The sequence below is a fragment of the Falseniella ignava genome, assembly GCF_002847645.1.
In the GTDB taxonomy this organism is placed as follows: Bacteria; Bacillota; Bacilli; order Lactobacillales; family Aerococcaceae; genus Falseniella; species Falseniella ignava.
Genome location: NZ_PKHE01000012.1, coordinates 26,593 through 47,684, shown reverse-complemented (window position 1 = coordinate 47,684; position 21,092 = coordinate 26,593). Strand labels below are relative to the sequence as shown.

General features: G+C 39.3%; 20 protein-coding genes. All 20 read left to right on the top strand.

Features of this window, described 5'->3' with window-relative positions; translation table 11 throughout:
• The first annotated feature begins 98 nt into the window (after window positions 1-98).
• The 20 genes from CYJ57_RS05285 (at window position 99) to murD (ending at window position 21,090) form a co-directional block, all read left to right on the top strand.
• Complete coding sequence (locus CYJ57_RS05285; protein WP_101954359.1) at window positions 99-677, top strand: thymidine kinase; 579 nt, start codon at window positions 99-101, stop codon at window positions 675-677.
• Between the two features lie 13 nt (window positions 678-690).
• A complete protein-coding gene (gene prfA / locus CYJ57_RS05280) occupies window positions 691-1,764 on the top strand; it encodes a peptide chain release factor 1 (protein WP_101954358.1) in 1,074 nt (357 codons plus the stop codon).
• Entirely contained in the window at window positions 1,754-2,632 is an 879-nt protein-coding gene (gene prmC, locus CYJ57_RS05275; protein WP_101954357.1) for a peptide chain release factor N(5)-glutamine methyltransferase, read from the top strand. Before prfA ends, prmC begins: the two co-directional genes overlap by 11 nt.
• Window positions 2,625-3,647, top strand: coding sequence for an L-threonylcarbamoyladenylate synthase (locus tag CYJ57_RS05270; protein ID WP_101954356.1), 1,023 nt, complete (start codon window positions 2,625-2,627; stop codon window positions 3,645-3,647). The genes prmC and CYJ57_RS05270 overlap by 8 nt, the downstream gene beginning before the upstream one ends.
• A gap of 113 nt (window positions 3,648-3,760) precedes the next feature.
• Complete coding sequence (locus CYJ57_RS05265) at window positions 3,761-4,987, top strand: serine hydroxymethyltransferase (protein WP_101954355.1); 1,227 nt, start codon at window positions 3,761-3,763, stop codon at window positions 4,985-4,987.
• 24 nt (window positions 4,988-5,011) lie between these two features.
• Window positions 5,012-5,650 (top strand): uracil phosphoribosyltransferase, encoded by a 639-nt coding sequence (upp, locus tag CYJ57_RS05260; RefSeq protein ID WP_006701047.1) that lies wholly within the window; start codon window positions 5,012-5,014, stop codon window positions 5,648-5,650.
• Entirely contained in the window at window positions 5,619-6,992 is a 1,374-nt protein-coding gene (locus CYJ57_RS05255; RefSeq protein WP_101954354.1) for a hydroxymethylglutaryl-CoA reductase, degradative, read from the top strand. Before upp ends, CYJ57_RS05255 begins: the two co-directional genes overlap by 32 nt.
• 8 nt (window positions 6,993-7,000) lie before the next feature.
• Window positions 7,001-8,161: a hydroxymethylglutaryl-CoA synthase gene (locus CYJ57_RS05250; protein WP_101954353.1), complete on the top strand. Its 1,161-nt coding sequence runs from the start codon at window positions 7,001-7,003 to the stop codon at window positions 8,159-8,161.
• A 97-nt stretch (window positions 8,162-8,258) separates the two neighbouring features.
• Entirely contained in the window at window positions 8,259-10,091 is a 1,833-nt protein-coding gene (locus CYJ57_RS05245) for a heavy metal translocating P-type ATPase (protein WP_101954352.1), read from the top strand.
• 139 nt (window positions 10,092-10,230) lie between these two features.
• A complete protein-coding gene (locus CYJ57_RS05240) occupies window positions 10,231-10,461 on the top strand; it encodes a DUF1146 family protein (RefSeq protein ID WP_006701051.1) in 231 nt (76 codons plus the stop codon).
• Window positions 10,462-10,526: 65 nt separating this feature from the next.
• Window positions 10,527-11,837 (top strand): UDP-N-acetylglucosamine 1-carboxyvinyltransferase, encoded by a 1,311-nt coding sequence (murA, locus tag CYJ57_RS05235; protein WP_101954351.1) that lies wholly within the window; start codon window positions 10,527-10,529, stop codon window positions 11,835-11,837.
• 9 nt (window positions 11,838-11,846) lie between these two features.
• Window positions 11,847-12,911 (top strand): rod shape-determining protein, encoded by a 1,065-nt coding sequence (mreB, locus tag CYJ57_RS05230; RefSeq protein WP_101954350.1) that lies wholly within the window; start codon window positions 11,847-11,849, stop codon window positions 12,909-12,911.
• 20 nt (window positions 12,912-12,931) lie between these two features.
• Entirely contained in the window at window positions 12,932-13,129 is a 198-nt protein-coding gene (locus tag CYJ57_RS05225) for a DNA-directed RNA polymerase subunit beta (RefSeq protein ID WP_006701054.1), read from the top strand.
• Window positions 13,130-13,670: 541 nt separating this feature from the next.
• Entirely contained in the window at window positions 13,671-14,102 is a 432-nt protein-coding gene (gene mraZ, locus CYJ57_RS05215; protein ID WP_101954349.1) for a division/cell wall cluster transcriptional repressor MraZ, read from the top strand.
• Between the two features lie 13 nt (window positions 14,103-14,115).
• Complete coding sequence (rsmH, locus tag CYJ57_RS05210; RefSeq protein WP_101954348.1) at window positions 14,116-15,063, top strand: 16S rRNA (cytosine(1402)-N(4))-methyltransferase RsmH; 948 nt, start codon at window positions 14,116-14,118, stop codon at window positions 15,061-15,063.
• A gap of 30 nt (window positions 15,064-15,093) precedes the next feature.
• Window positions 15,094-15,498 carry a hypothetical protein gene (locus CYJ57_RS05205; protein WP_040442826.1) on the top strand — a complete coding sequence of 135 codons (405 nt, stop codon included), beginning with the start codon at window positions 15,094-15,096 and terminating at the stop codon, window positions 15,496-15,498.
• A complete protein-coding gene (locus CYJ57_RS05200) occupies window positions 15,485-17,179 on the top strand; it encodes a peptidoglycan D,D-transpeptidase FtsI family protein (protein ID WP_101954347.1) in 1,695 nt (564 codons plus the stop codon). The genes CYJ57_RS05205 and CYJ57_RS05200 overlap by 14 nt, the downstream gene beginning before the upstream one ends.
• Before the next feature lie 21 nt (window positions 17,180-17,200).
• Window positions 17,201-18,712, top strand: a complete 1,512-nt coding sequence (locus tag CYJ57_RS05195; protein WP_006701060.1) for a UDP-N-acetylmuramoyl-L-alanyl-D-glutamate--2,6-diaminopimelate ligase — start codon at window positions 17,201-17,203, stop codon at window positions 18,710-18,712.
• Window positions 18,713-18,720: 8 nt separating this feature from the next.
• Window positions 18,721-19,674, top strand: a complete 954-nt coding sequence (mraY, locus tag CYJ57_RS05190; protein ID WP_101954345.1) for a phospho-N-acetylmuramoyl-pentapeptide-transferase — start codon at window positions 18,721-18,723, stop codon at window positions 19,672-19,674.
• An 18-nt stretch (window positions 19,675-19,692) separates the two neighbouring features.
• Entirely contained in the window at window positions 19,693-21,090 is a 1,398-nt protein-coding gene (gene murD / locus CYJ57_RS05185; protein ID WP_101954344.1) for a UDP-N-acetylmuramoyl-L-alanine--D-glutamate ligase, read from the top strand.
• The last annotated feature ends 2 nt before the right edge of the window (window positions 21,091-21,092 follow it).

Here is a 21,092-nt window from a genome sequence, read left to right as displayed (position 1 = left end):
AAGCAGCTTTTTTTGTCTCATTAATGGGTCTGTGGATTGACTAAAATGAGGGAATCTTCTATTATTATAGATTGAGAACTTATCTAAGGAGCGATGAAATGGCCAAGCTATACTTTAAATATGGTGCGATGAATAGTGGGAAATCAATCGAGATTATTAAAGTAGCCCATAATTATGAAGAACAGAAAAAACCTGTTCGCTTGTATACAAGTGCTGTAGATCACCGCTCTGGAGTAGGTTATATCGCAAGTCGGACGGGATTTGAACGGCAAGCTGAGATTATTTATGATAATACTGATTTATTTGAGGATATTGCGTCTGTTAAGGAGAAATTGTACTGTATCTTAATTGATGAAGCGCAGTTCTTAAGTAAAGCACATATCTTGCAGCTGGCTCGCGTGGTAGATGAATTGGATATTCCGGTGATGGCATTCGGTTTGAAAAATGATTTTTCAAATCAGTTATTTGAAGGCTCAGAATATTTGTTGCTCTATGCCGATAAAATTGAAGAGATAAAGACGATTTGTTGGTTCTGTCATAAAAAAGCGATTATGAATTTACGTTTTGCGGATGGAAAACCCGTTTATCATGGAGAGCAAATTCAAATTGGGGGGAATGAATCCTATATTCCTGTCTGTCGAAAATGCTATAAGAATCCTGGTACGATAGAGAATTAAGAGAGGTACATAAATGATTGAACAATTAGATTCATTAATTATACGCTATGAAGAAATTACAGAGTTACTAAGTGACCCAGATGTGATTTCAAATACGGAACGACTCCGTGAATTGACGATTGAAGAGAGTGAGCTCCGTCCAAAAGTTGAAAAAATCAAACGTTTTAAGACCGTTATTCAAGAAATTGAAGAAGCGGAAGAGATATTGAATGATTCATCCGATGATGAAATGATCGAATTAGCGAAAGAAGAATTAAATGAACTCAAAGATGAACGTGAATCTTTAGAACAAACCATTAAGTTAATGATGATTCCTGAAGATCCAAATGATAACAAAAATATTATTATGGAAATCCGCGGTGCAGCAGGTGGTGACGAAGCACAATTATTTGCGAAAGATCTATTAGATATGTATACAAAGTATGCGAATAATCAAGGTTGGAAAGTCGAATTATTGGATGCCAATATTACAGGAATTGGTGGCTATAAAGAAGTATCGCTCATGATTACTGGCTCTAAAGTGTATTCAAAATTAAAATTTGAAAATGGGGCCCATCGTGTTCAACGTGTTCCTGAGACAGAATCACAAGGCCGAGTTCATACGTCGACAGCGACGGTTGTTGTAATGCCTGAAGCTGAAGAAATTGATTTTGATTTGGATGAAAATGATATTCGCGTTGATATTTACCATGCGAGTGGCGCTGGTGGGCAACACGTTAACAAGACTGCCTCTGCGGTTCGTTTAACGCATATTCCTACGAATACGGTTGTCGCAATGCAAGATGAACGATCACAGCTTAAAAACCGTGAAAAAGCGATGAAAGTTCTTAGAGCGCGTGTTTATGACTTACTACAATCGCAAGCACAATCTGAGTACGATTCAGAACGGAAATTAAAAGTCGGTACGGGGGATCGCTCTGAGCGAATTCGAACTTATAATTACCCACAAAATCGCGTAACCGATCACCGAATCGGTCTAACGATTCAACAATTGGATGCGATTATGGATGGGCAAATCGATGAGATTATAGATGCTTTGATTTTATACGATCAAACACAACAATTGGAGGAACTGAATGGTCAATAATACCATTTTGATTTATGAAGCTTTGCATAAAGCTTCTATTTTTTTAAGTCAGCATAAGAAAGACCCTCAATTAGCTCAAGCTATTTTTCTTCAGTGGAAAGATTGGACACTAACAGAATTGGTATCTCGTATGAACACCCACCTTACTTCGGATGAACATATAACATTTCAACAGATTTTAAACCGATTTGTGGCTGACGAACCGTTAGCTTATATTTTGGGACGAAGTTATTTCAAAGATCAATGCTTTAAGGTGAATCCCCACACATTAATTCCGAGAGAAGAGACTGAAGGAATCTTAGATTTATTAATTGAGCATCGTTCTAAAGAGCAAGTTCAGCGATTGATTGATATTGGAACGGGTACGGGTATTCTAGCGATATGCGCTGCACAATATTATCCAGCTGCAGAGGTGATAGGCACGGATATTTCGGAAGGTGCACTCGAAGTTGCTAGAGAAAATGCTGCAGAACACCAAGTCGCTATTCGTTGGATAGAAAGTGATGTCTGGGATCAAGTACCATCCAAACGTTATGATGTTATACTTTCGAATCCACCTTATATTAGCGAGGATGAACAGTCGGTCATGGATGCCAGTGTCTTAAAATATGAACCCACTAAAGCATTATTTGCGGAATCGAATGGACTTGCCATCTATCAACGCATTGCGTCAGGACTCCATTCTTATATTGCGTCGGAGGGGATTGCGATTCTTGAAATAGGCTATCGTCAAGGGGAGGCAGTGAGGACAATCTTCCAAGAAGCTTGCCCAACAGCTGAAGTATCGGTTCACCAAGATTTTAATCAACTCGACCGTTATGTAGTAGTAGATTTTGGAACACCCGGAGAGGAGGGAAAAGATGAGTAAATTATTTTATCGTTCGGATATACCTGAGGCAGCACAGTTATTGCGCGCGGGCGAATTGGTTGCATTTCCAACCGAGACCGTCTTTGGGCTAGGTGCTCTGGCAAATGATGATCAAGCGATTCAGCGCGTCTTCCAAGTGAAGGGACGTCCAGGTGACAATCCATTGATTGTGCATGTGGATTCGATTCAACGTGTGGAACAGTTAGCCAGTGAGATTAGTCCGATTGCAAAGCAATTGATGCAAACATTCTGGCCAGGGCCATTGACAATTATTTTCCCAGTCAAGCGAGGGATTGTATCGAATTTAGTAAGTGGTCTTCCAACGGTAGGAATTCGGATGCCTGATCAACCCTTAACTCTTGAACTTATTCGACAAGTTGATTTTCCATTAGTCGGTCCGAGTGCAAATCTATCGGGTAAACCGAGCCCTACACAATATACACATGTACTAGATGATTTTGGAGATCAAATTGCGGGAGTAATTGTACCAAGGACGCCGCTAACATCCATTGGAGTTGAGTCTACAGTTGTCGCGCTCGATACAGAAATCATTTATATTCTTCGACCGGGTGCAATTACTGCAGAGATGCTTCACCAAGCAACGGGTGCAAAGGTCATTGAAAAAACAGCAAAAGAACAATTATCAGAGGAGCGGATTGCAAGCCCGGGTGTGAAATATAAGCACTACAGTCCTAAACAGCCTGTCTACATTATTCCACCCGATGCGACGCTTGAGCAGTGGGAAGAATGGATTTCGTCAACGAGTCACGTTGGTGTGTTAGCAACACAGAAAACAATTGAAGCGTTGAAACTTCGTATGGCTAAACTTTCGATTATATATGAAACGCTCGGGACCATGGATACGGTATCGCAATATTTATATCGAGGATTGAGAGCGTTGGATCAAAGTGATGCAAAAATTATTTTTGTGGAATCATTTGAAGATGACGAGCGGACACATGCTTACTTAAATCGACTAAATCGAGCAGGGCAACCTGCCGAAACATTAAAATAAAATTAAATTAAAATGATTATTGTCTAAAAAATACGCATTGAATTGCGATTTGGTTGTAAACGGTTTATTAAGTGGTATACTATGAGTATCAAAAAATTGTAGGAGGCACATTAATGAGCTTTAAAAAAGATGAATTTGTTTTTGATTTAATTGATAAGGAATACGACCGTCAACTTCACGGGATTGAACTGATTGCATCAGAAAACTTCGTATCTCCAGAAGTGATGAAGGCTCAAGGTAGTATTTTAACAAATAAATACGCTGAAGGTTATCCGCGTCGTCGCTATTATGGTGGTTGCGAATTTGTTGACGAAATTGAACAAGCAGCAATCGACCGAGCGAAAGAATTATTTGGAGCTGAATATGCGAACGTACAACCTCACTCTGGTTCAAGCGCCAACATGGCTGTTTATCGCACATTCTTAGAGCCTGGTGATAAAGTACTAGGAATGGACTTATCTCAAGGTGGTCACTTAACACACGGTTCACCTGTTAACTTCTCAGGTCAATCATATGATATGTACGCATATGGATTGGATCCAGAAACAGAACAGATTGACTACGATAAATTAGAAGAAATTGCTCGAGAAGTTAAACCGAAAATGATTATCGCAGGAGCAAGTGCTTATTCTCGTGAGATCGACTTCGAGCGTATTGGTAAAGTTGCTAAAGAAGTCGGCGCAATCTACATGGTAGACATGGCGCATATTGCAGGACTTGTTGCAACGGGTGAACATCCAAACCCAGTTCCATTTGCAGACGTCGTCACTTCTACAACACACAAAACATTGCGCGGACCACGTGGTGGTTTAATCTTAGCGAAAAAAGAACATGCGAAAGCTTTAAATAAAACAGTATTCCCTGGTATTCAAGGTGGACCTTTAGAGCATGTAATTGCAGCTAAAGCAGTTGCGTTTAACGAAGCATTACAACCAGCATTTAAAGATTATGCAAAACAAGTTAAAGCGAATGCGAAAGCAATGGCTGAAGTCTTTGAAGATAGCCCACTACATATTATCTCAAATGGTACTGATAACCACTTAATGTTAATCGATGTAACTGGTATGGGTATCACTGGTAAATGGGCTCAAGAACGTCTTGATAAAGTAGCCATTACAGTCAATAAAAACTCAATCCCTAACGATACTCAATCATTTGTGGAAACAAGTGGTATTCGTGTGGGTACCCCAGCTATTACAACACGTGGTATTAAAGAAGATGAAGCACGTGTTATTGCAAAATTAATTATTGAGGCTTTACAAGCAGAAGAATCTGAATTAGAATCAATTAAGCAGCGCGTTCACGATATGATGGATGGACGCCCACTGTTCAATCAATAATTTAATACTATAGGGGGATTTAAAATGGCAAAGTTTCAAGTAGTAGATCATCCACTGGTTCAACATAAATTGACAATTATCCGTGATAAGGACACATCAACTAAAGATTTCCGAGAAGTGACAAATGAGATTGCGATGCTAATGGCATACGAGATCACACGTGACTTAGAATTGGAAGAAGTTGAAATCGAAACCCCGCTGGTAAAATGTATACAAAAACAAATTGCCGGTAAAAAAATGGCGGTTGTGCCAATATTAAGAGCAGGTCTTGGAATGGTAGACGGTATTTTAAAATTAGTTCCTGCGGCTCGAGTAGGGCACATTGGAATGTACCGTGATCCAGAGACATTGCAAGCCGTGGAGTATTTTGCCAAATTCCCTCAAGATATTGAAGAGCGTCGAGTATTCGTCGTTGATCCGATGTTAGCAACAGGTGTGTCTGCTATTGCTGCATTAAATCAATTAGTGAATAAGTACCAAGTTCCAGAATCACATATTACATTTTGTTGCTTAGTCGCGGCTCCTGAAGGTGTAAAAGCATTGCAGGAAGCTCATCCAGATGTTGATATCTATACCGCAGCATTGGATGAAAAATTAAACGAACATGGATATATTTTACCTGGGCTAGGTGATGCGGGTGACCGTATCTTTGGTACAAAATAATATAAAACGAATCATTGATACAACGAGCCATAATTTATTTGTGGCTCGTTTTTTATTCGAAACGATGATAAGGAGGGCTAGCGTGAGTGAATTATTATCAAAATTCTATAAAAAGACGACCGCAGAGCGAAACAAGATTATCAAAGAACTTACCCACCAGGATTTTCAAAGCACTACGTTAAGTGAGGAGCAAGGGAGTCAACTGATTGAAAATTACTTGACCAATTATGCAGTTCCTCTGGGAGTGGGATTAAATGTGCAGGTCAATCATCAAGCCTATCTTGTCCCACTTGCTACGGAGGAACCTTCTGTAGTAGCGGCTCTCAGCAATGGGGGTAAAATTTTAGGGAATATTGATGCGACCACAAAGGAACGCCGAATTATTGGTCAAATAATTATGAAGTGTCACCCTGAAAATAATCTAGAACAAATGACACAGCAAATAGAAAAAAATAAAGACCATTTAGTTGAAGTAGCTAATCAATACTGTGAATCGATTCGCTCATATGGAGGAGGGCCAGTTGATATTTGGCTCAAAGGATATCCGGACGATTTACCAGAATTCGCGACGATTTATTTATCATTTGATCCGGTGGATGCAATGGGGGCGAATCAATTAAATACGGTACTTGAAGCATTGGCACCGGACGTTAGTCGGATAATTGATACAGAGGTTGTTATGGCAATTTTGTCGAATTACCAAGACTTAGCATTGACGCAAGCGATGGTGGAAGTGCCCGTCGAGCGGCTAAAATCAAAACAATATTCACCTGAACAATTAGCGCAGCGAATCGAATGGGTCAGTCATTATGCGCAATTGGATCCGTACCGAGCAGTAACCCATAATAAAGGGATTATGAATGGTATCACGGCACTCGCTTTAGCAACGGGGAACGATACACGAGCAATCGAGGCAGCAGTTCATGCCCATGCGAGTCGGGACGGGCAATATCGTGGATTAAGTCAATGGAACTATGATGCGGAAGAAGGAGTACTGAAAGGGGAGTTAACAATCCCGATGCCTGTTGCGACGGTTGGGGGGACTTTATCGAGTCACCCACAAAGTCAACAAGTGCTTAAAACACTCAATGTTACTTCGGCGAAAGAACTAGCGAATGTTATGGTTAGCGTCGGTCTGATTCAAAACTTTGCAGCATTAAGAGCACTCGTGAGTGAAGGGATACAAGCAGGTCATATGCAACTACAAGCACGTTCGACAGCTCTACAAGTAGGTACGCTACCCGAAGAGCTACCAGATATGGTACACTTATTAATGCAACAGTCTGAAATCAATCAACGTGTTGCAGCACAACTTTTAGATAAAATAAGAAAAAATAAGTAGGTGATAGAATGCGAGTAGGAATTGATAAAATAAATTTAGCAGTCCCACATCATTATATCGATATGGTTGAATTAGCCAAGACACGCGGTGTTGACCCAGATAAATTTACGATTGGGATAGGGCAAGATCGCATGAGTTATGCATTGCCGAATGAAGATGCGATTGCGATGGCTGCGAATGCCGCTGAGCCAATACTTACTTCGGAAGATAAAGAACAAATTGATCAAGTTATTTTTGCGACAGAGTCTGGAGTGGATTATTCCAAGTCTGGAGCTACTTTCTTAATGGAGTTATTGAGAATCCAACCCTTTGCTCGTGCGTTTGAAATTAAACAAGCTTGTTATGGTGCCACAGCAGGTCTGTTGAATGCTTGTGACTATGTGGCATTAAGACCCGATCGCAAAGTATTAATTATTGCAAGTGATATTGCTAAATACGGACTGAATACAGGGGGAGAAGTGACTCAAGGGGCCGGTGCCGTCGCCATGCTCGTTTCTGCGAATCCGCAGTTATTAAATATTGAACGTGAAACGGTGGCAAAATCATACAATGAACATGATTTTTGGCGACCTAACGACCAGCCTTATCCACTCGTAGATGGCAAATACTCTACAGAACTCTATATACAAATGTTCCATGAAGTCTTAGCAGAGATTATTCAACGCTATCCAGATACGGTAAGTCAATATCAGATGCTTATCTGCCATACGCCATTTACTAAAATGGGACGCAAAGCGATGGTAGCTGCGCAATCGCAACTTTCTGAGCCGTGGACATCTCGAATTGATCAGTGGTTGGAACGTTACGATGCATCTGTAAGGTTAAATCGACAAGTAGGTAATATTTACACTGGGTCATTATTTTTAAGTTTAATTTCGCTTTTGATTCATGGAGATTTGCACGTTCATGACAAAATTGGCTTGTTCAGTTATGGGTCGGGTGCCGTTGCTGAAATGTTTACAGCAGAAGTAGTAAATCCACCACTTGACATGATAGCGGATTTAACAATTGAACAAAAATTAAACCAAAGAGAAAAATTATCGATTGAGGACTATGAAGCGGTCTACGATGCATCATTAGAAGATGCTTCATGGCAGTCTTTACCAACTTCTTCTGGTTTTTATTTAGCGGAAATTAAAGAAGGACGCCGGATCTATCAGTCAAGATAATTAGAAAATAACTTTAAGAAACTTTGTATTTTGTATGCACTCCTTTAATTTGTATGCTATAATTATTTATAACAATTACAAATAAGGAGTGCGTTTTATGTTTCGCTATATCATAAAAAATAAGGAAGGCCGATTTTTATTAATTGGAACGGTGCTGATGATAATTGGATTTATCTTAACGGGGATGAACTCTAGTCTCAGTCGACCCGTATTTATTGTTTCGATGTTTTTCTTAGGTTACTATGCCGCAAAGAATGCATTAGTGGAGACGATTGAACAAAAATCACCCAATGTAGACTTACTAATGATATTAGCGGCCGTTGGTGCGATGGCGATTCAGTATGAATCAGAAGGTGCGATGCTACTTTTTATTTTTGCAACGGCAGAAATGTTGGAAGAATACGCAATGAACAAAACTTCCAGTGCGATTGTAGGATTGATGTCACATGTTCCTTCAGTGGCCCAGAAACTCCTCGACAACGGTGAGGTGGTAGAAGTTCCAACAGATTCGCTTGAAATTGGAGATGTAGTTGTTGTCTCGAAGGGTGATCAAATTCCAATTGATGGTGAAATTGACCGAAGTGCGATGCTAAACGAAGCGGCTCTGACCGGAGAATCGATTCCGATTGAGAAAGAAAAAGGAGATGCAGCTTTTGCTGGGACTATCAATGAAGGGAACGCATTTTATCTTAAAGTGACGACCGCGTATGATGAGACCGTCTTCTCAAATATTGTTCGGATGGTTGAGGAAGCCCAAGGACGTCCTTCTAAAATTTCAAGTTTTATTGATCGTTTTGAGTCAAAATACGTTATTACAACATTGACCGTCGTTCCGCTTTTTATAGCCTTACTTTATTTCTGGCGAGGATATTCTTTCCAAGACGCATTTTATCGGGGAATGGTATTATTAACGGTAGCGAGCCCATGTGCTTTGGTTGCTTCGGCGACACCTGCTACACTATCAGCTATTTCGAATGGTGCGCGTAATGGTGTGCTCTTCAAAGGTGGGGCAGCCATGGAAGCATTCAGTACGATGGATATTCTCTACTCTGATAAAACCGGAACAATCACGGAAGGTGTTTTTAAAGTTGTTGAATACCAGTTGGCGGATTCAATCTTAGCGGAAGTAGTCTATATGGAACAGCAATCTAACCATCCGATTGCAGAAGCAATTGTAAATTCGTTCTCAGATATTTCATTGAGCCAAGTTAATACGACACAAGAAGTTGAAGAGGTGGCAGGATCTGGCTTAAAAAAAGGTGATATTCTTATTGGTAAGCCAAGCAGCTTCTTAAATTATAAAGATTATGATCATTTTGCTGAACATTTAGAATCAAGTTTTACGACAGTATTTGTAGCAAAAGGAAAGCAAGTAGTAGGGTTCATAACCTTGCAAGACCAAGTCCGTGAAGAATCAGCAGAAGCAATTCGTCTATTTACGGATAGCGGTGTCCATGTCCAAATGGTGACAGGGGATAATGAATCGGTTGCTAAAGAAGTTTCGCAACACGTTGCAATCGAACATTATTATGCTAACTGCTTACCAGAAGACAAAATAGAGTTTGTTCAACGAGATCAACAAGCAGGACACGTTGTAGGAATGATTGGTGATGGTATCAATGATGCGCCAGCGTTAGCTAATGCAGATATTGGTATCGCTATGGGAAGTGGTTCATCGGTTGCGATGGAATCCTCTGATGTTGTGATTGTGCAAAATGATTTACTTAAACTTTTCTATAGTTACGACTTGAGTCATCGTTTAAATCGGATTATTCGTCAAAATATTATTTTCGCAGTCGGCGTGATTATCGCTCTGATTGTCTTGAACTTAATTGGCTGGTTAGATCTTCCAACCGGTGTTGTATTCCATGAGGGATCAACAATCTTAGTAATTCTCAACGGATTGAGAATTTTAAAAACAAAAAAATAGAGGGTATTGATCAACCGTATTGATTTTAATGAATCAATACGGTTTTTTGAATGATTAGGAATCAATGAGAGTCTAGTTATTTGTTTGCATGATGGGTAAATTATGCTATGATGAAAATATATTAGAAAGGGGCGCAACGATGACAACACTATATGGTATGGCAGTACTTTTAGTTTATCTCGTATGTATCCTGTTAAGTTATAGTGTGTTTAAAGACTTTAACTTAAAGCACTTCTATCCAATGGAGAAAGAAGAATTCGCCCAATATGCGATCTGGCTGATTAGTATTTCGATTGGATCAGGGCTCGCAACTTTCTTATTATCGATCATTGAGACGGTTCAAAATATTACGTTAACCTATCTCAATTAACTACTATACATTTTACTCTCTCGTCCGCTCCAAAACGACAGGGGATTAAAAGGGGATTTTTTGTAATGCAAGAGATTATTGTTCAAGGTGGGCAACGCCTGGAAGGATCTGTCAAAGTTGAAGGTGCGAAGAACGCCGTATTACCGATTTTAGCTGCATCGCTCTTGGCAGAGGAAGGTGTAACTGAATTATCGAATGTTCCAGTACTTTCAGATGTAACCTTGATGAATGAATTATTAAGTAATTTAAATGCTGGAGTAAACTTTAATGAAACGGAAAACACCGTTACTATCGACGCAACTGAGACATTGAGAACGGTTGCGGATTATGATTTTGTTAGCAAGATGCGCGCGTCAATTGTTGTAATGGGACCATTATTAGCGCGTTATGGACATGCAAAAGTAGCAATGCCAGGTGGATGCGCAATTGGCACACGTCCGATTGACCTCCACTTAAAAGGATTTGAAGCACTCGGTGCAACAATCAATAATCAAGCTGGGTATGTCGAAGCGACAGCGACCCGGCTAAAAGGTGCGCGCATTTATTTAGACTTCCCAAGTGTAGGTGCCACTCAAAACATTATGATGGCAGCTGTTTTAGCAGAAGGTGTGACGATTCTTGAGAACGTAGCCCGTGAACCAGAAATCGTAGACCTAGCCAACTTCTTAAATAAAATGGGCGCGGAAATTACAGGTGCCGGAACTGAAACACTAAAAATTACAGGTGTAGAACGTCTCCATGGTACGGATCATGCGATTATTGCAGATCGTATTGAAGCCGGAACCTTTATGATTGCAGCAGCTGTTACACAAGGAGATGTATTTGTAGAAGGCGCATTACGTGAACATAATAAACCACTCATAAGTAAATTAATCGAAATGGGCGTTGAAATCGAAGAATACGCTGAAGGCATTCGTGTAATGGGTCCTAAAACTTTAAAAGCGACAGATGTTAAGACACTGCCTTATCCAGGATTCCCAACAGATTTACAATCACCAATGTCGATTGCTCAACTTCTTGCAGATGGAACAAGTGTGCTTACTGAAACAGTTTTTGAAAATCGTTTTATGCATTTTGAAGAATTGCGACGCATGGGTGCACGTTTTACGATTGATCGTCAAACATGCGTTATGTACGGTCCGGCTGATTTTAGCGGATCTAGTGTTAAAGCGTCCGATTTAAGATCTGCTGCAGCCTTAATTATTGCAGGATTAACTGCAAAAGGTTTGACGCGTGTTTCAGAATTGAAATATTTAGATCGTGGATATTATAAGTTCCATGAAAAATTAGCAGCTTTAGGAGCCGATATCGAGCGTGTTGAAATCAATCCAATTGGAAGTCGTCATGCTGAACGCACGCTAGCTGAGGTTAAATAGGAGATTACCATGGCAAAAGAAATCGGAATAGACTTAGGGACCACAAATGTTGTGATACATTTGAAAGGTCGTGGCGTCGTTTTAAACGAGCCTTCCGTAATAGCGGTAGATCGCTATACTCAAGAGATTGTTGCTGTTGGGCGCGATGCATATGATTTGATTGGCCGAACAGGAAATGCCTATGAAATTGTCTATCCGCTGGAACGCGGGGTTATTGCTGATTATGAGCGGACGGAAGCTTTACTCGTCATGTTCTTTCAACGTATTTATCGTCCGAGTTTCTTTAGCAAGCCAAACGTCTTAGTTTCTCGTCCTTCTGTTATTAGTGAAGTTGAAGAACGCGCACTGATTGAAGCGGTAGAACGTGCTGGAGCAGGGCGCGTCTTTATGGATATTGAACCGAAGGTCGCTGGGATTGGAGCAGGCATTTCGCTTGATAGTCCAGAGGGACATATGGTGATTGATATTGGCGGTGGTACGACTGATATCGCGATTATTTCAAATGGCTCGGTTGTCGTGAGTGAAACATTACCCCTGGCAGGTCGAGATATGGACGAAGCCGTATGCGATTATTTTCGTAAACAGCGAAAATTATTGCTTGGTGAACGCTCTGCAGAACAATTGAAGATTCAAATTGCTTCTGCAATCGAAGTGCCGGAAAGTGAGGTCGTTACGGCGACGGTAAAAGGGCGCAACCTATTAACGGGATTACCAATGTCAATTAATGCAACGTCAAATGATTTATACAATGCTATTTTACCGATTATTGATAAAATTGCTTGCAATGCAAAAATGCTAATTGAAGAAGTCAATCCCGAGTTAGCGGGGGATATTATGGAACGAGGTATTATCTTAACGGGTGGTGGAGCATTGATTCGGTCACTCGATGACTATTTGTCAAATGAATTAGAAGTATCAGTGATTGCTTCAGACCAGCCGATGCAATGCGTGGCTATCGGTACGGGTGTGATGTTAGATACAATTGGAACTAATAAATTGATGCGACGGAATCCTTCTCCAATCCAACGTCTGAAGCAAACAATCCAATCTAGCTTTAGACGAATTGTAAAATAATTAAAAATGAGGTGATACCAATGGAACAGACTACGTTGAAAGATTCTGTTTGGAAAAATATATCGAAAGTAACGTTCTTTGTAATATTAATTTTGTTGCTGGTAATTATTTTTTTCATTGTAGGATTGTTTATTGGGTATGCTGGCATCGGGGATGGACATTTCTGGGAAGTTGTTAATACGGATACTTGGCGTCATATTATTGACTTTGTCCAGTAATGTTAGTCTCTCTAAGAGGAAATGAGGGAATAACGTGACCAGTCCATTTAAGCTTTCTGAGCTACTAATTTATCTGTTGCCCCCTATTATTATTTATATCGTTCATTCCTATTTTCGCCGAGAATTAGCGACAGGACTTCCGTTTAAAGTGACTTTAGCCATGTTACTGATTCCAATTTGGATCGTGAATATTGTACTGTTATCAAAATTGATTTATGGCTTTAGTATTATCCACTATGTTTTGTTGATGGTATCTTTTGCTTTGGCGATTCACTTGTATGATTATGTTCGATTTATTGACTATTTTTCGTTGCAAAAATATAGTATTAAAGCGAGTAAACTAGCCTTCTTTCTACTCTCGATATTTTTAATATCCTTAATTATCTTGAGGGTAATCACTTATTTTATAGTATAAAAATTCGAAAAGCACTTTGCGAAATGCGAAGTGTTTTTTTGTGGAGAAAAATGGATTTAAAGTGGTAGATTGTGGGGGGATGTGGTATACTTTATGTATCTTAAACTGGAGGAGGTATAATTAGCGATGTTAATCGGGGAATATCAGCATAATATTGACGCGAAAGGTCGCTTAATTATGCCGGCCAAATTCAGACAAGATTTAGGTTATAGTTTTATTGTAACGAGAGGATTGGATGGCTGCTTGTTCGGTTATCCTTTAGAAAATTGGGCGAAAGTTGAAGAGAAACTTGAACAATTACCTCTCTCTAAAAAAGATGCACGAAAATTTACTCGATTTTTCTATTCAGCTGCCACTGAGGTAGAAGTCGATAAACAAGGAAGAATTAATTTACCGCAAACGCTCATAGATTTCGCTAAAATCGATAAGTCCTGTCGCGTGATCGGCGTATCAGATCGAATCGAGATTTGGAGCAGTGAAGTTTGGGAAGCTTTTGCGGCAGATATGGAAGATGATTTTGAATCATTAGCTGAAGATATGATTGATTTTGGATTGTAATGGAGGAGTTTTAATGACTTTTAATCATGAGACAGTCCTATTACACGAGACGATTGATTCATTAAATGTTGTACCTAATGGGATTTATGTGGATTGCACCTTGGGCGGGTGTGGTCATGCCCAATATTTATTGAGTCTACTGGATGAAGAGGGACATCTTTATGCGTTTGATCAAGACTTGACAGCATTAGAAAATGCAAAGCAAGTCTTAGCTGACGACATTCAAAGAGGGCGTGTTACGCTAATTCATAGTAATTTTTCAAATTTAAAAGATGAACTAGAAAAATATCGTGTCAATCAAGTCGACGGCATTTACTACGATTTAGGTGTTTCTTCTCCACAATTTGATATTGCTGAACGTGGTTTTAGTTACCAACACGAAGGCCGATTGGATATGCGAATGAATCAATCACAAGCACTAGATGCCCATCAAATTGTTAATGAATGGTCAGAGTCGGAATTGAGTCGGATTATTCGTCGATATGGAGAAGAACGATTTTCAGGGCGGATTGCACGTCAAATTGTCGAATCACGTAAAAATGCATCAATTGATACAACATTAGAGTTAAGTGAACTTGTTAAACAAGCGATTCCTGCTGCGACGCGACGTAAAGGCGGGCATCCTGCGAAACGAACATTTCAAGCGATTCGCATTGCGGTAAATAATGAATTGGGTGTCTTAGAAGCATCACTAGAAGCTGCTGTTCAATTACTCAAAGAGGGCGGACGTATATCGGTTATTTCATTCCATTCGTTAGAAGATCGCATTGTAAAAGGTTATTTCAGAGAATTGAGTGCGATGCCTGAGACACCGCCAAATATGCCAATGATTCCAGAAGAATTGTTGCCAAAATATCGAATGGTATCAAGAAAACCCATTGAAGCGACACAAGATGAATTAGAGCAAAATCGACGGGCAAGAAGTGCACGTCTACGGGTACTCGAGCGTATTCGAGCATAAAAGAGTTATGAAGGAAGGTAGGTGAAAGTCATGACTGCTGTAAAAAAATATTCGCATTATGAAACGCCAGAATATACGAATTCTGGGAGTTTAGCGAGAAAACCGATACCAGCCAATGACGATTACACGATACCTTCATCAAGCGACGTCCTATCTTTGCAACGGCGCTGGTTGTATCTTATTTATACTTTAACAACTTTAATTTGTGGGGTGTTATTAGTCCTTGCGATGACCACCCAATTCGAAGTTCGTAAAATAAATCATGCGATTGAGCAAATTGAAGCTCGAAATGAAAAACAGATTTCTCAAATTAAACATTATCAAAGTTTAATGGTGGATCAATACAATTACGAAGCGATTAAAGCATCTGCCGAAAGCGAAGGAATGTCAATTAGTAGCGAACGAGTTAAGGAATTAGATTATGAGAATAGATAACAATACTTCAAATAAGTTTTTATTAAACCATATTTTTATCGTTGTTGTAATGGCACTTATCGTGATGGGACGTTTTGTGCAACTCGGGATATTTAAAAGTACAAATGGAATCGATTTAACGGAACTATCGATGTCATCTATAGTAGGAAGTAGTATCAATGATATACCTAGAGGAACGATTTATGATCAAAATGGGGTTCCTTTAGCCATTGATGCTACTTCCTATTCGCTTTTTGCAATTGTTGATAATGAGGGGTTATCAACCGTTAGTCGTCCGATAGAAACGGCAAACATGTTGAGTGAACATTTAAATATGAGTGCACAAGAGATTTATGATATTTTACAAACCGAAGATGTTGTTCAAGTAGAGTTTGGTCCTGCTGGAAAAAACATTTCACGAGAGTTGAAGGAATCAATCGAATCCGAAGGGTTTTCGGGACTAGGCTTTTATGAGAATCAGCAACGGAAATATATCAATAATTATTTTGCCTCACATCTTATTGGTTATTTATCCGAAGACGAGCAATATTTGTATAATGGTGAGGCTGTCCGAACTCGAGTCGGTAAAAGTGGTGTAGAAGCTGCTTTTAATGATCAATTGAGCGGTATTGATGATTTTTATTTGATGCAGACTCATGAAAAGCTATTGCGCGGACGCGATGTCTATTTAACACTTAATAGTCAGTTACAAAATCACCTTGAGCAACTGTTAACGACGGCTTATGAAAAATATGAACCCGAACTGATAAGTGGTTATCTTGTCGAGTTGGGAACAGGCAAATTACTTTCTGCTGGACAGCGCCCTTCTTACAATTTAAATACGTTAGAAGGCATTGACCAAGACTGGGAAGGACAATTTGTGAGTGAAGCCTATGAGCCAGGTTCTACTTTGAAAATTTTGACACAAAGTATCGCCTATGACCGAAATATTTATCAACCTAACGAGCTTGTTATGACTGGATCAATCGAGATTGAAGATACCGTCGTCAAAGACTATAATTTATATGGTTGGGGAGAAATTCCATTCGATGAAGCGCTCGCGCGCTCAAGTAACGTGTCTATGGTGGAATTGGTCCGCCGAATGGGATTGGAAAGCTGGGAGCAAACTTTAGAAGAATTAGGCTTTGGACAATCAACACATTCAGATTTGCCAGGTGAAAATACTGGCTTTATCGATTTTGATAATCCAGTTTCTGTCTATATGTCAGGCTTTGGACAAGCAATATCTGCCACTCCGATTCAATTGATGCAAGCTTATTCAATGATCGGTAACCAAGGAGACATTATAAAAATTCAATATGCCTATGGCAGCGACACGTCGGATTATGAAACGCAGAAAATAAAAACAATGATCCGCCCAGAATCCGCGCAGCATATCTTGGATATTTTAATGGACGCTGTAGAACAACCGTATGGTACGGCACAAGATTTTAAAATGCCGAATGTACGTATCGCGGCTAAAACTGGGACCGCTCAAATTGCTAATCCTACGGGAGCAGGCTATTTGGCGGGGCCTAATGATTACTATTTTTCGGTCGTATCATTTTTCCCGGCAGAACAACCAGAATATATGCTTTATTTGACCTTGAAGCGTCCCGAGAATAACCAAGGACGTATGGGAAGTCAGATTTTAGCCGAGGTCTTTAAACCGTTCGTAGATTATGTGTTATTAAATAACTAAGACAGATAAGGAGACTTGATAGTGAATCAAACGGAATTATTAAAGCCACTTTATAACTATACTATATTAAAAGATATTGCTTTAGATGAATCGGTGACATCATTAACGAATGATTCCCGAAAAATAACACCAGGGTGTGGTTTTATTGCGATTCAAGGAGAACAATTTGATGGTCATCGAGTTCTAGCAGAAGTGATTGAAGCAGGCGCACGGTTGATAATTGTTGAAAAGAAACCTAAAAATATTGAGAGCTTAAATGCGACCATCGTTCATGTTCCATCAACGGTAAAGGCTCAGGCAATTTTGGGGAATCAATTTTATCAAGAACCTTCAAAGAAAATGGATGTGGTGGCAGTTACCGGAACCAACGGTAAAACGACCATTACGCATATGATTAATTTTATGCTTGAGCGAATAGGACATCGGACGGGCTTAATTGGGACGGTGCAATATAAGATTGATCAGCAAATTTTACCAGCGATTAATACGACACCCGACTCATTAAGTTTACAACAGATGTATCATCAAATGGTTGAAGCATCATGTCAAGATGTTTTACTCGAAGCTTCTTCTCACGCATTAATGTTAGGACGTTTATGGTATACATCGGTTAATTGTGCTATTTTTACGAATTTAACACGTGAGCATTTAGATTTCCATAAAACAATGGATGGCTATGCTCAAGCGAAAAGTCTTCTATTTAGTCAATTAGGTCAACAATTTAATGTTGGTAGAGCGCCTCTGGCAATTATTAATCAAGATGATGGTGCGGGTGAACTGATGAGCGCTGTAACTTCGGCGGATATTGTAACGTATAGCTTGCAAGATAAGGGTGCAACAGCTTATGCGCACTCGATTACTTCTTCATCGGGACGCACAGATTTTGTGATGGAATTCCAAGGAGAAAGTTACGAAGTGATGATTCCAGTGCGAGGGAGCTATAATGTTTCAAACTTTTTAGCGAGTTGTTTATGCTTAGTGTATTATTATGATTATGATGTCACTAAAGTGATTGAAATGATGCAACACTTTGAAGGGGTCTCTGGTCGAATGCAATCCATTCAAGAGGGTCAACCTTATGAGGTGATTGTTGATTTTGCCCATACGACCGATGCTTTGGAACGTGTACTTAGTGAATTAGTAGCACATAAATCGGATAATCAACGTCTTATTACGTTGATGGGTCACAGTGGAGGGAATCGTGACAGTGAAGCTCGGCCTGAATTGGGTAATATACTATTTAAGTATAGTGACCTTGTTATTTTAACAGCTGATAACCCACGTTATGAAGATGTGACGAAAATTTGTCAGGAGATGATTGGCTCTCACAATGATAAAGCCTATCATATTGTAGTTGATAGAAAAGAAGCCATTCAATTCGCTGTGGATCAAGCCCAAACGAATGATATCTTAGTATTTCTAGGTAAGGGTGGAGAACCATATCAAGTAATTGAAAACCAGTATTTACCATATGATGAAGCGAGTGTAGTCCGGCAAACTATTCAAGATAAATTATCGAAAAGTGAGGGGTAGACATAACGATGAAAGATTTAATACCAGTAATTTCAAGTGCCTTTTTAAGCCTTATTTTTGTTCCATTTTTTATTAAGTTATTTATGAATAAAAAAATTGGCCAAGTGACTCGAGAAGAGGGGCCAAGTTGGCATGAAGTAAAAACAGGAACACCTACAATGGGAGGGACCGTTTTTATTCTAGTTTCTCTAGTTTTATCACTCATCTTTGCTGTACTATCACGATATTTTGACGGTTCTTTTTGGATGGTATGGTTAGCACTCTTGTTATTTGGTGGTATCGGTTTTATCGATGATTTTATTGCTGTTTTCCATCAAAAAAATGAAGGCCTGACCGCACGTCAGAAATTTTTAGCTCAAATTGCCTTCTCGGGGATTATTGCTTTGATAGGTTGGCTGACACAGCAATTAATAACGATTCCTCTATTTGCTTTTAATATCCAAAATTACTTTTTAATTACAATTTTTATGTTTGTTTGGATTACAGGTTTTTCAAATGCGGTTAATTTAACAGATGGCTTAGATGGTTTAGCTACCGGATTGAATATTATTGCCTATCTCACCTATTATTTCATTGCGAAATCGCATGGCTATTTTGATATTGCTTTAATTTGCTTGATTGTGGTAGGGGCTTTAAGTGGATTTTTAATTTACAATGTTAAACCAGCGAAGATTTTTATGGGGGATGTGGGATCTCTGGCGCTAGGTGCGGGACTCGCAGTTATCTCGATTGTTTTAAATAAACCTTGGAGCCTATTATTAATCGGTCTTGTCTTTGTACTTGAGACGTTAAGTGTGATTATTCAAGTAATTTCATTTAAAACTACCGGTAAACGGGTCTTTAAAATGAGCCCAATCCACCATCATTTTGAAATGTCAGGGTGGAGCGAATTGAAAGTGGTATACGTATTTTGGAGTGTTGGTGTGATTTGTGCGATTATCTCATTGATTCTTTTTACATAAAATAAGGGAGTAGACGGAATGAACCAGGAATTGTTTGATCAAAAAAACATATTAATTATCGGTTATGCGATGACAGGGCAATCTGTGGCGGAATTTCTTGTTCAAAAAGGGGCCAATGTCACGGTCAATGACCGAGGAAATTTAATTGAAGACGAATCGGTCGACGCTTTAATTCGACAAGGTGTTAAGTTCGTGACTGGCGGTCACCCGCTGTCGTTATTGGAACAACCGTGGGACTATATTATAAAGAATCCTGGCATTCCTTATTCAATTGATATTATACAAGCGGCAAAAAAGAAAAATATTCCAATCTATACTGATGTAGAAATTGCGAGTTGGATCGCATCAGGCGATATTATTGGTATTACAGGGAGTAATGGTAAGACGACAACGACCCAATTGATTTACAATTTGTTGAAAGCAAGTGACCAATTTGAAACCTACTTATCAGGCAACATTGGCATTCCGGTGCTATCACAAGTTGATAATCTTAACCCAAAAGATCAATTGGTAATGGAGTTATCGAGTTTTCAATTAGAGGGAACGCAAAAATTCCACCCACATATTGCGATTATTTGTAATATTTATGAAGCACATCTGGATTATCATCAAACGCGTGATAATTATATTCAAGCAAAATTAAAAATTACCCAAAACCAAACGGAGAATGACTATTTAATTTATCGTTATGATCAAGGTGAATTAACTCAGTTAATTAAAGAAAGTGGAACTCAAGCAATACTTATTCCATTTAGTGTCCAATGTATTGATGATGTCGTTCGAAAAACGGGAGTCTACTTTGAGAATGAAGCGATTTATTATCAAGGTGAATATGTGATGTCTACTCAACACATCCAATTACCTGGGCAGCATAACTTGGAAAATATTTTAGCTGCCATTGCTGTTGCGAAATTAAAAGATCTCGATTTACAACTCATTGCAGATGTTATCAATCAGTATACAGGGGTTGCACATCGAATCCAGGTCATCGAGCGAGTAGCAGGCCGTACATTTGTGAATGATTCTAAAGCAACAAATATTACAGCAACAATTACGGCATTAAAGAGCTTCAAAGAACCCATTCGCTATATAGGTGGCGGATTAGATCGCGGTAATGGATTTGATGAATTAATACCGTATGCTGGGAAAATTCAAAGTGCATATCTCTATGGAGAGACAAAGCATAAGATGAAAGAGACCTTTGATAAACTCCCAGGGGTTAAAGTGCGCCTTTTTGATAACCTTGAACAAGCAACAGAACAAGCTTACTATGATGCGCAAGCGGGAGAGGTTATTTTACTTTCTCCGTGCTGTGCGAGTTGGGATCAATTCGATCATTTTGAACAAAGAGGGGATTGCTTTGTAAAAACAGTCAAGGCTTTACTAAAGCAACAGCCTTATAAAAAGGAGAATTAATT

Excerpts from the sequence above, each read along its gene's own strand:
- prfA (WP_101954358.1), top strand. The coding sequence starts at position 691 with ATGATTGAACAATTAGATTCATTAATTATACGCTATGAAGAAATTACA.
- upp (WP_006701047.1), top strand. The coding sequence starts at position 5,012 with ATGGCAAAGTTTCAAGTAGTAGATCATCCACTGGTTCAACATAAATTG.
- murA (WP_101954351.1), top strand. The coding sequence starts at position 10,527 with ATGCAAGAGATTATTGTTCAAGGTGGGCAACGCCTGGAAGGATCTGTC.
- CYJ57_RS05255 (WP_101954354.1), top strand. The coding sequence starts at position 5,619 with ATGCGGGTGACCGTATCTTTGGTACAAAATAATATAAAACGAATCATT.
- mreB (WP_101954350.1), top strand. The coding sequence starts at position 11,847 with ATGGCAAAAGAAATCGGAATAGACTTAGGGACCACAAATGTTGTGATA.
- CYJ57_RS05200 (WP_101954347.1), top strand. The coding sequence starts at position 15,485 with ATGAGAATAGATAACAATACTTCAAATAAGTTTTTATTAAACCATATT.
- murD (WP_101954344.1), top strand. The coding sequence starts at position 19,693 with ATGAACCAGGAATTGTTTGATCAAAAAAACATATTAATTATCGGTTAT.
- CYJ57_RS05250 (WP_101954353.1), top strand. The coding sequence starts at position 7,001 with ATGCGAGTAGGAATTGATAAAATAAATTTAGCAGTCCCACATCATTAT.
- CYJ57_RS05245 (WP_101954352.1), top strand. The coding sequence starts at position 8,259 with ATGTTTCGCTATATCATAAAAAATAAGGAAGGCCGATTTTTATTAATT.
- CYJ57_RS05225 (WP_006701054.1), top strand. The coding sequence starts at position 12,932 with ATGGAACAGACTACGTTGAAAGATTCTGTTTGGAAAAATATATCGAAA.
- CYJ57_RS05270 (WP_101954356.1), top strand. The coding sequence starts at position 2,625 with ATGAGTAAATTATTTTATCGTTCGGATATACCTGAGGCAGCACAGTTA.
- CYJ57_RS05205 (WP_040442826.1), top strand. The coding sequence starts at position 15,094 with ATGACTGCTGTAAAAAAATATTCGCATTATGAAACGCCAGAATATACG.
- prmC (WP_101954357.1), top strand. The coding sequence starts at position 1,754 with ATGGTCAATAATACCATTTTGATTTATGAAGCTTTGCATAAAGCTTCT.
- CYJ57_RS05285 (WP_101954359.1), top strand. The coding sequence starts at position 99 with ATGGCCAAGCTATACTTTAAATATGGTGCGATGAATAGTGGGAAATCA.
- CYJ57_RS05240 (WP_006701051.1), top strand. The coding sequence starts at position 10,231 with ATGACAACACTATATGGTATGGCAGTACTTTTAGTTTATCTCGTATGT.
- rsmH (WP_101954348.1), top strand. The coding sequence starts at position 14,116 with ATGACTTTTAATCATGAGACAGTCCTATTACACGAGACGATTGATTCA.
- mraZ (WP_101954349.1), top strand. The coding sequence starts at position 13,671 with ATGTTAATCGGGGAATATCAGCATAATATTGACGCGAAAGGTCGCTTA.
- mraY (WP_101954345.1), top strand. The coding sequence starts at position 18,721 with ATGAAAGATTTAATACCAGTAATTTCAAGTGCCTTTTTAAGCCTTATT.
- CYJ57_RS05265 (WP_101954355.1), top strand. The coding sequence starts at position 3,761 with ATGAGCTTTAAAAAAGATGAATTTGTTTTTGATTTAATTGATAAGGAA.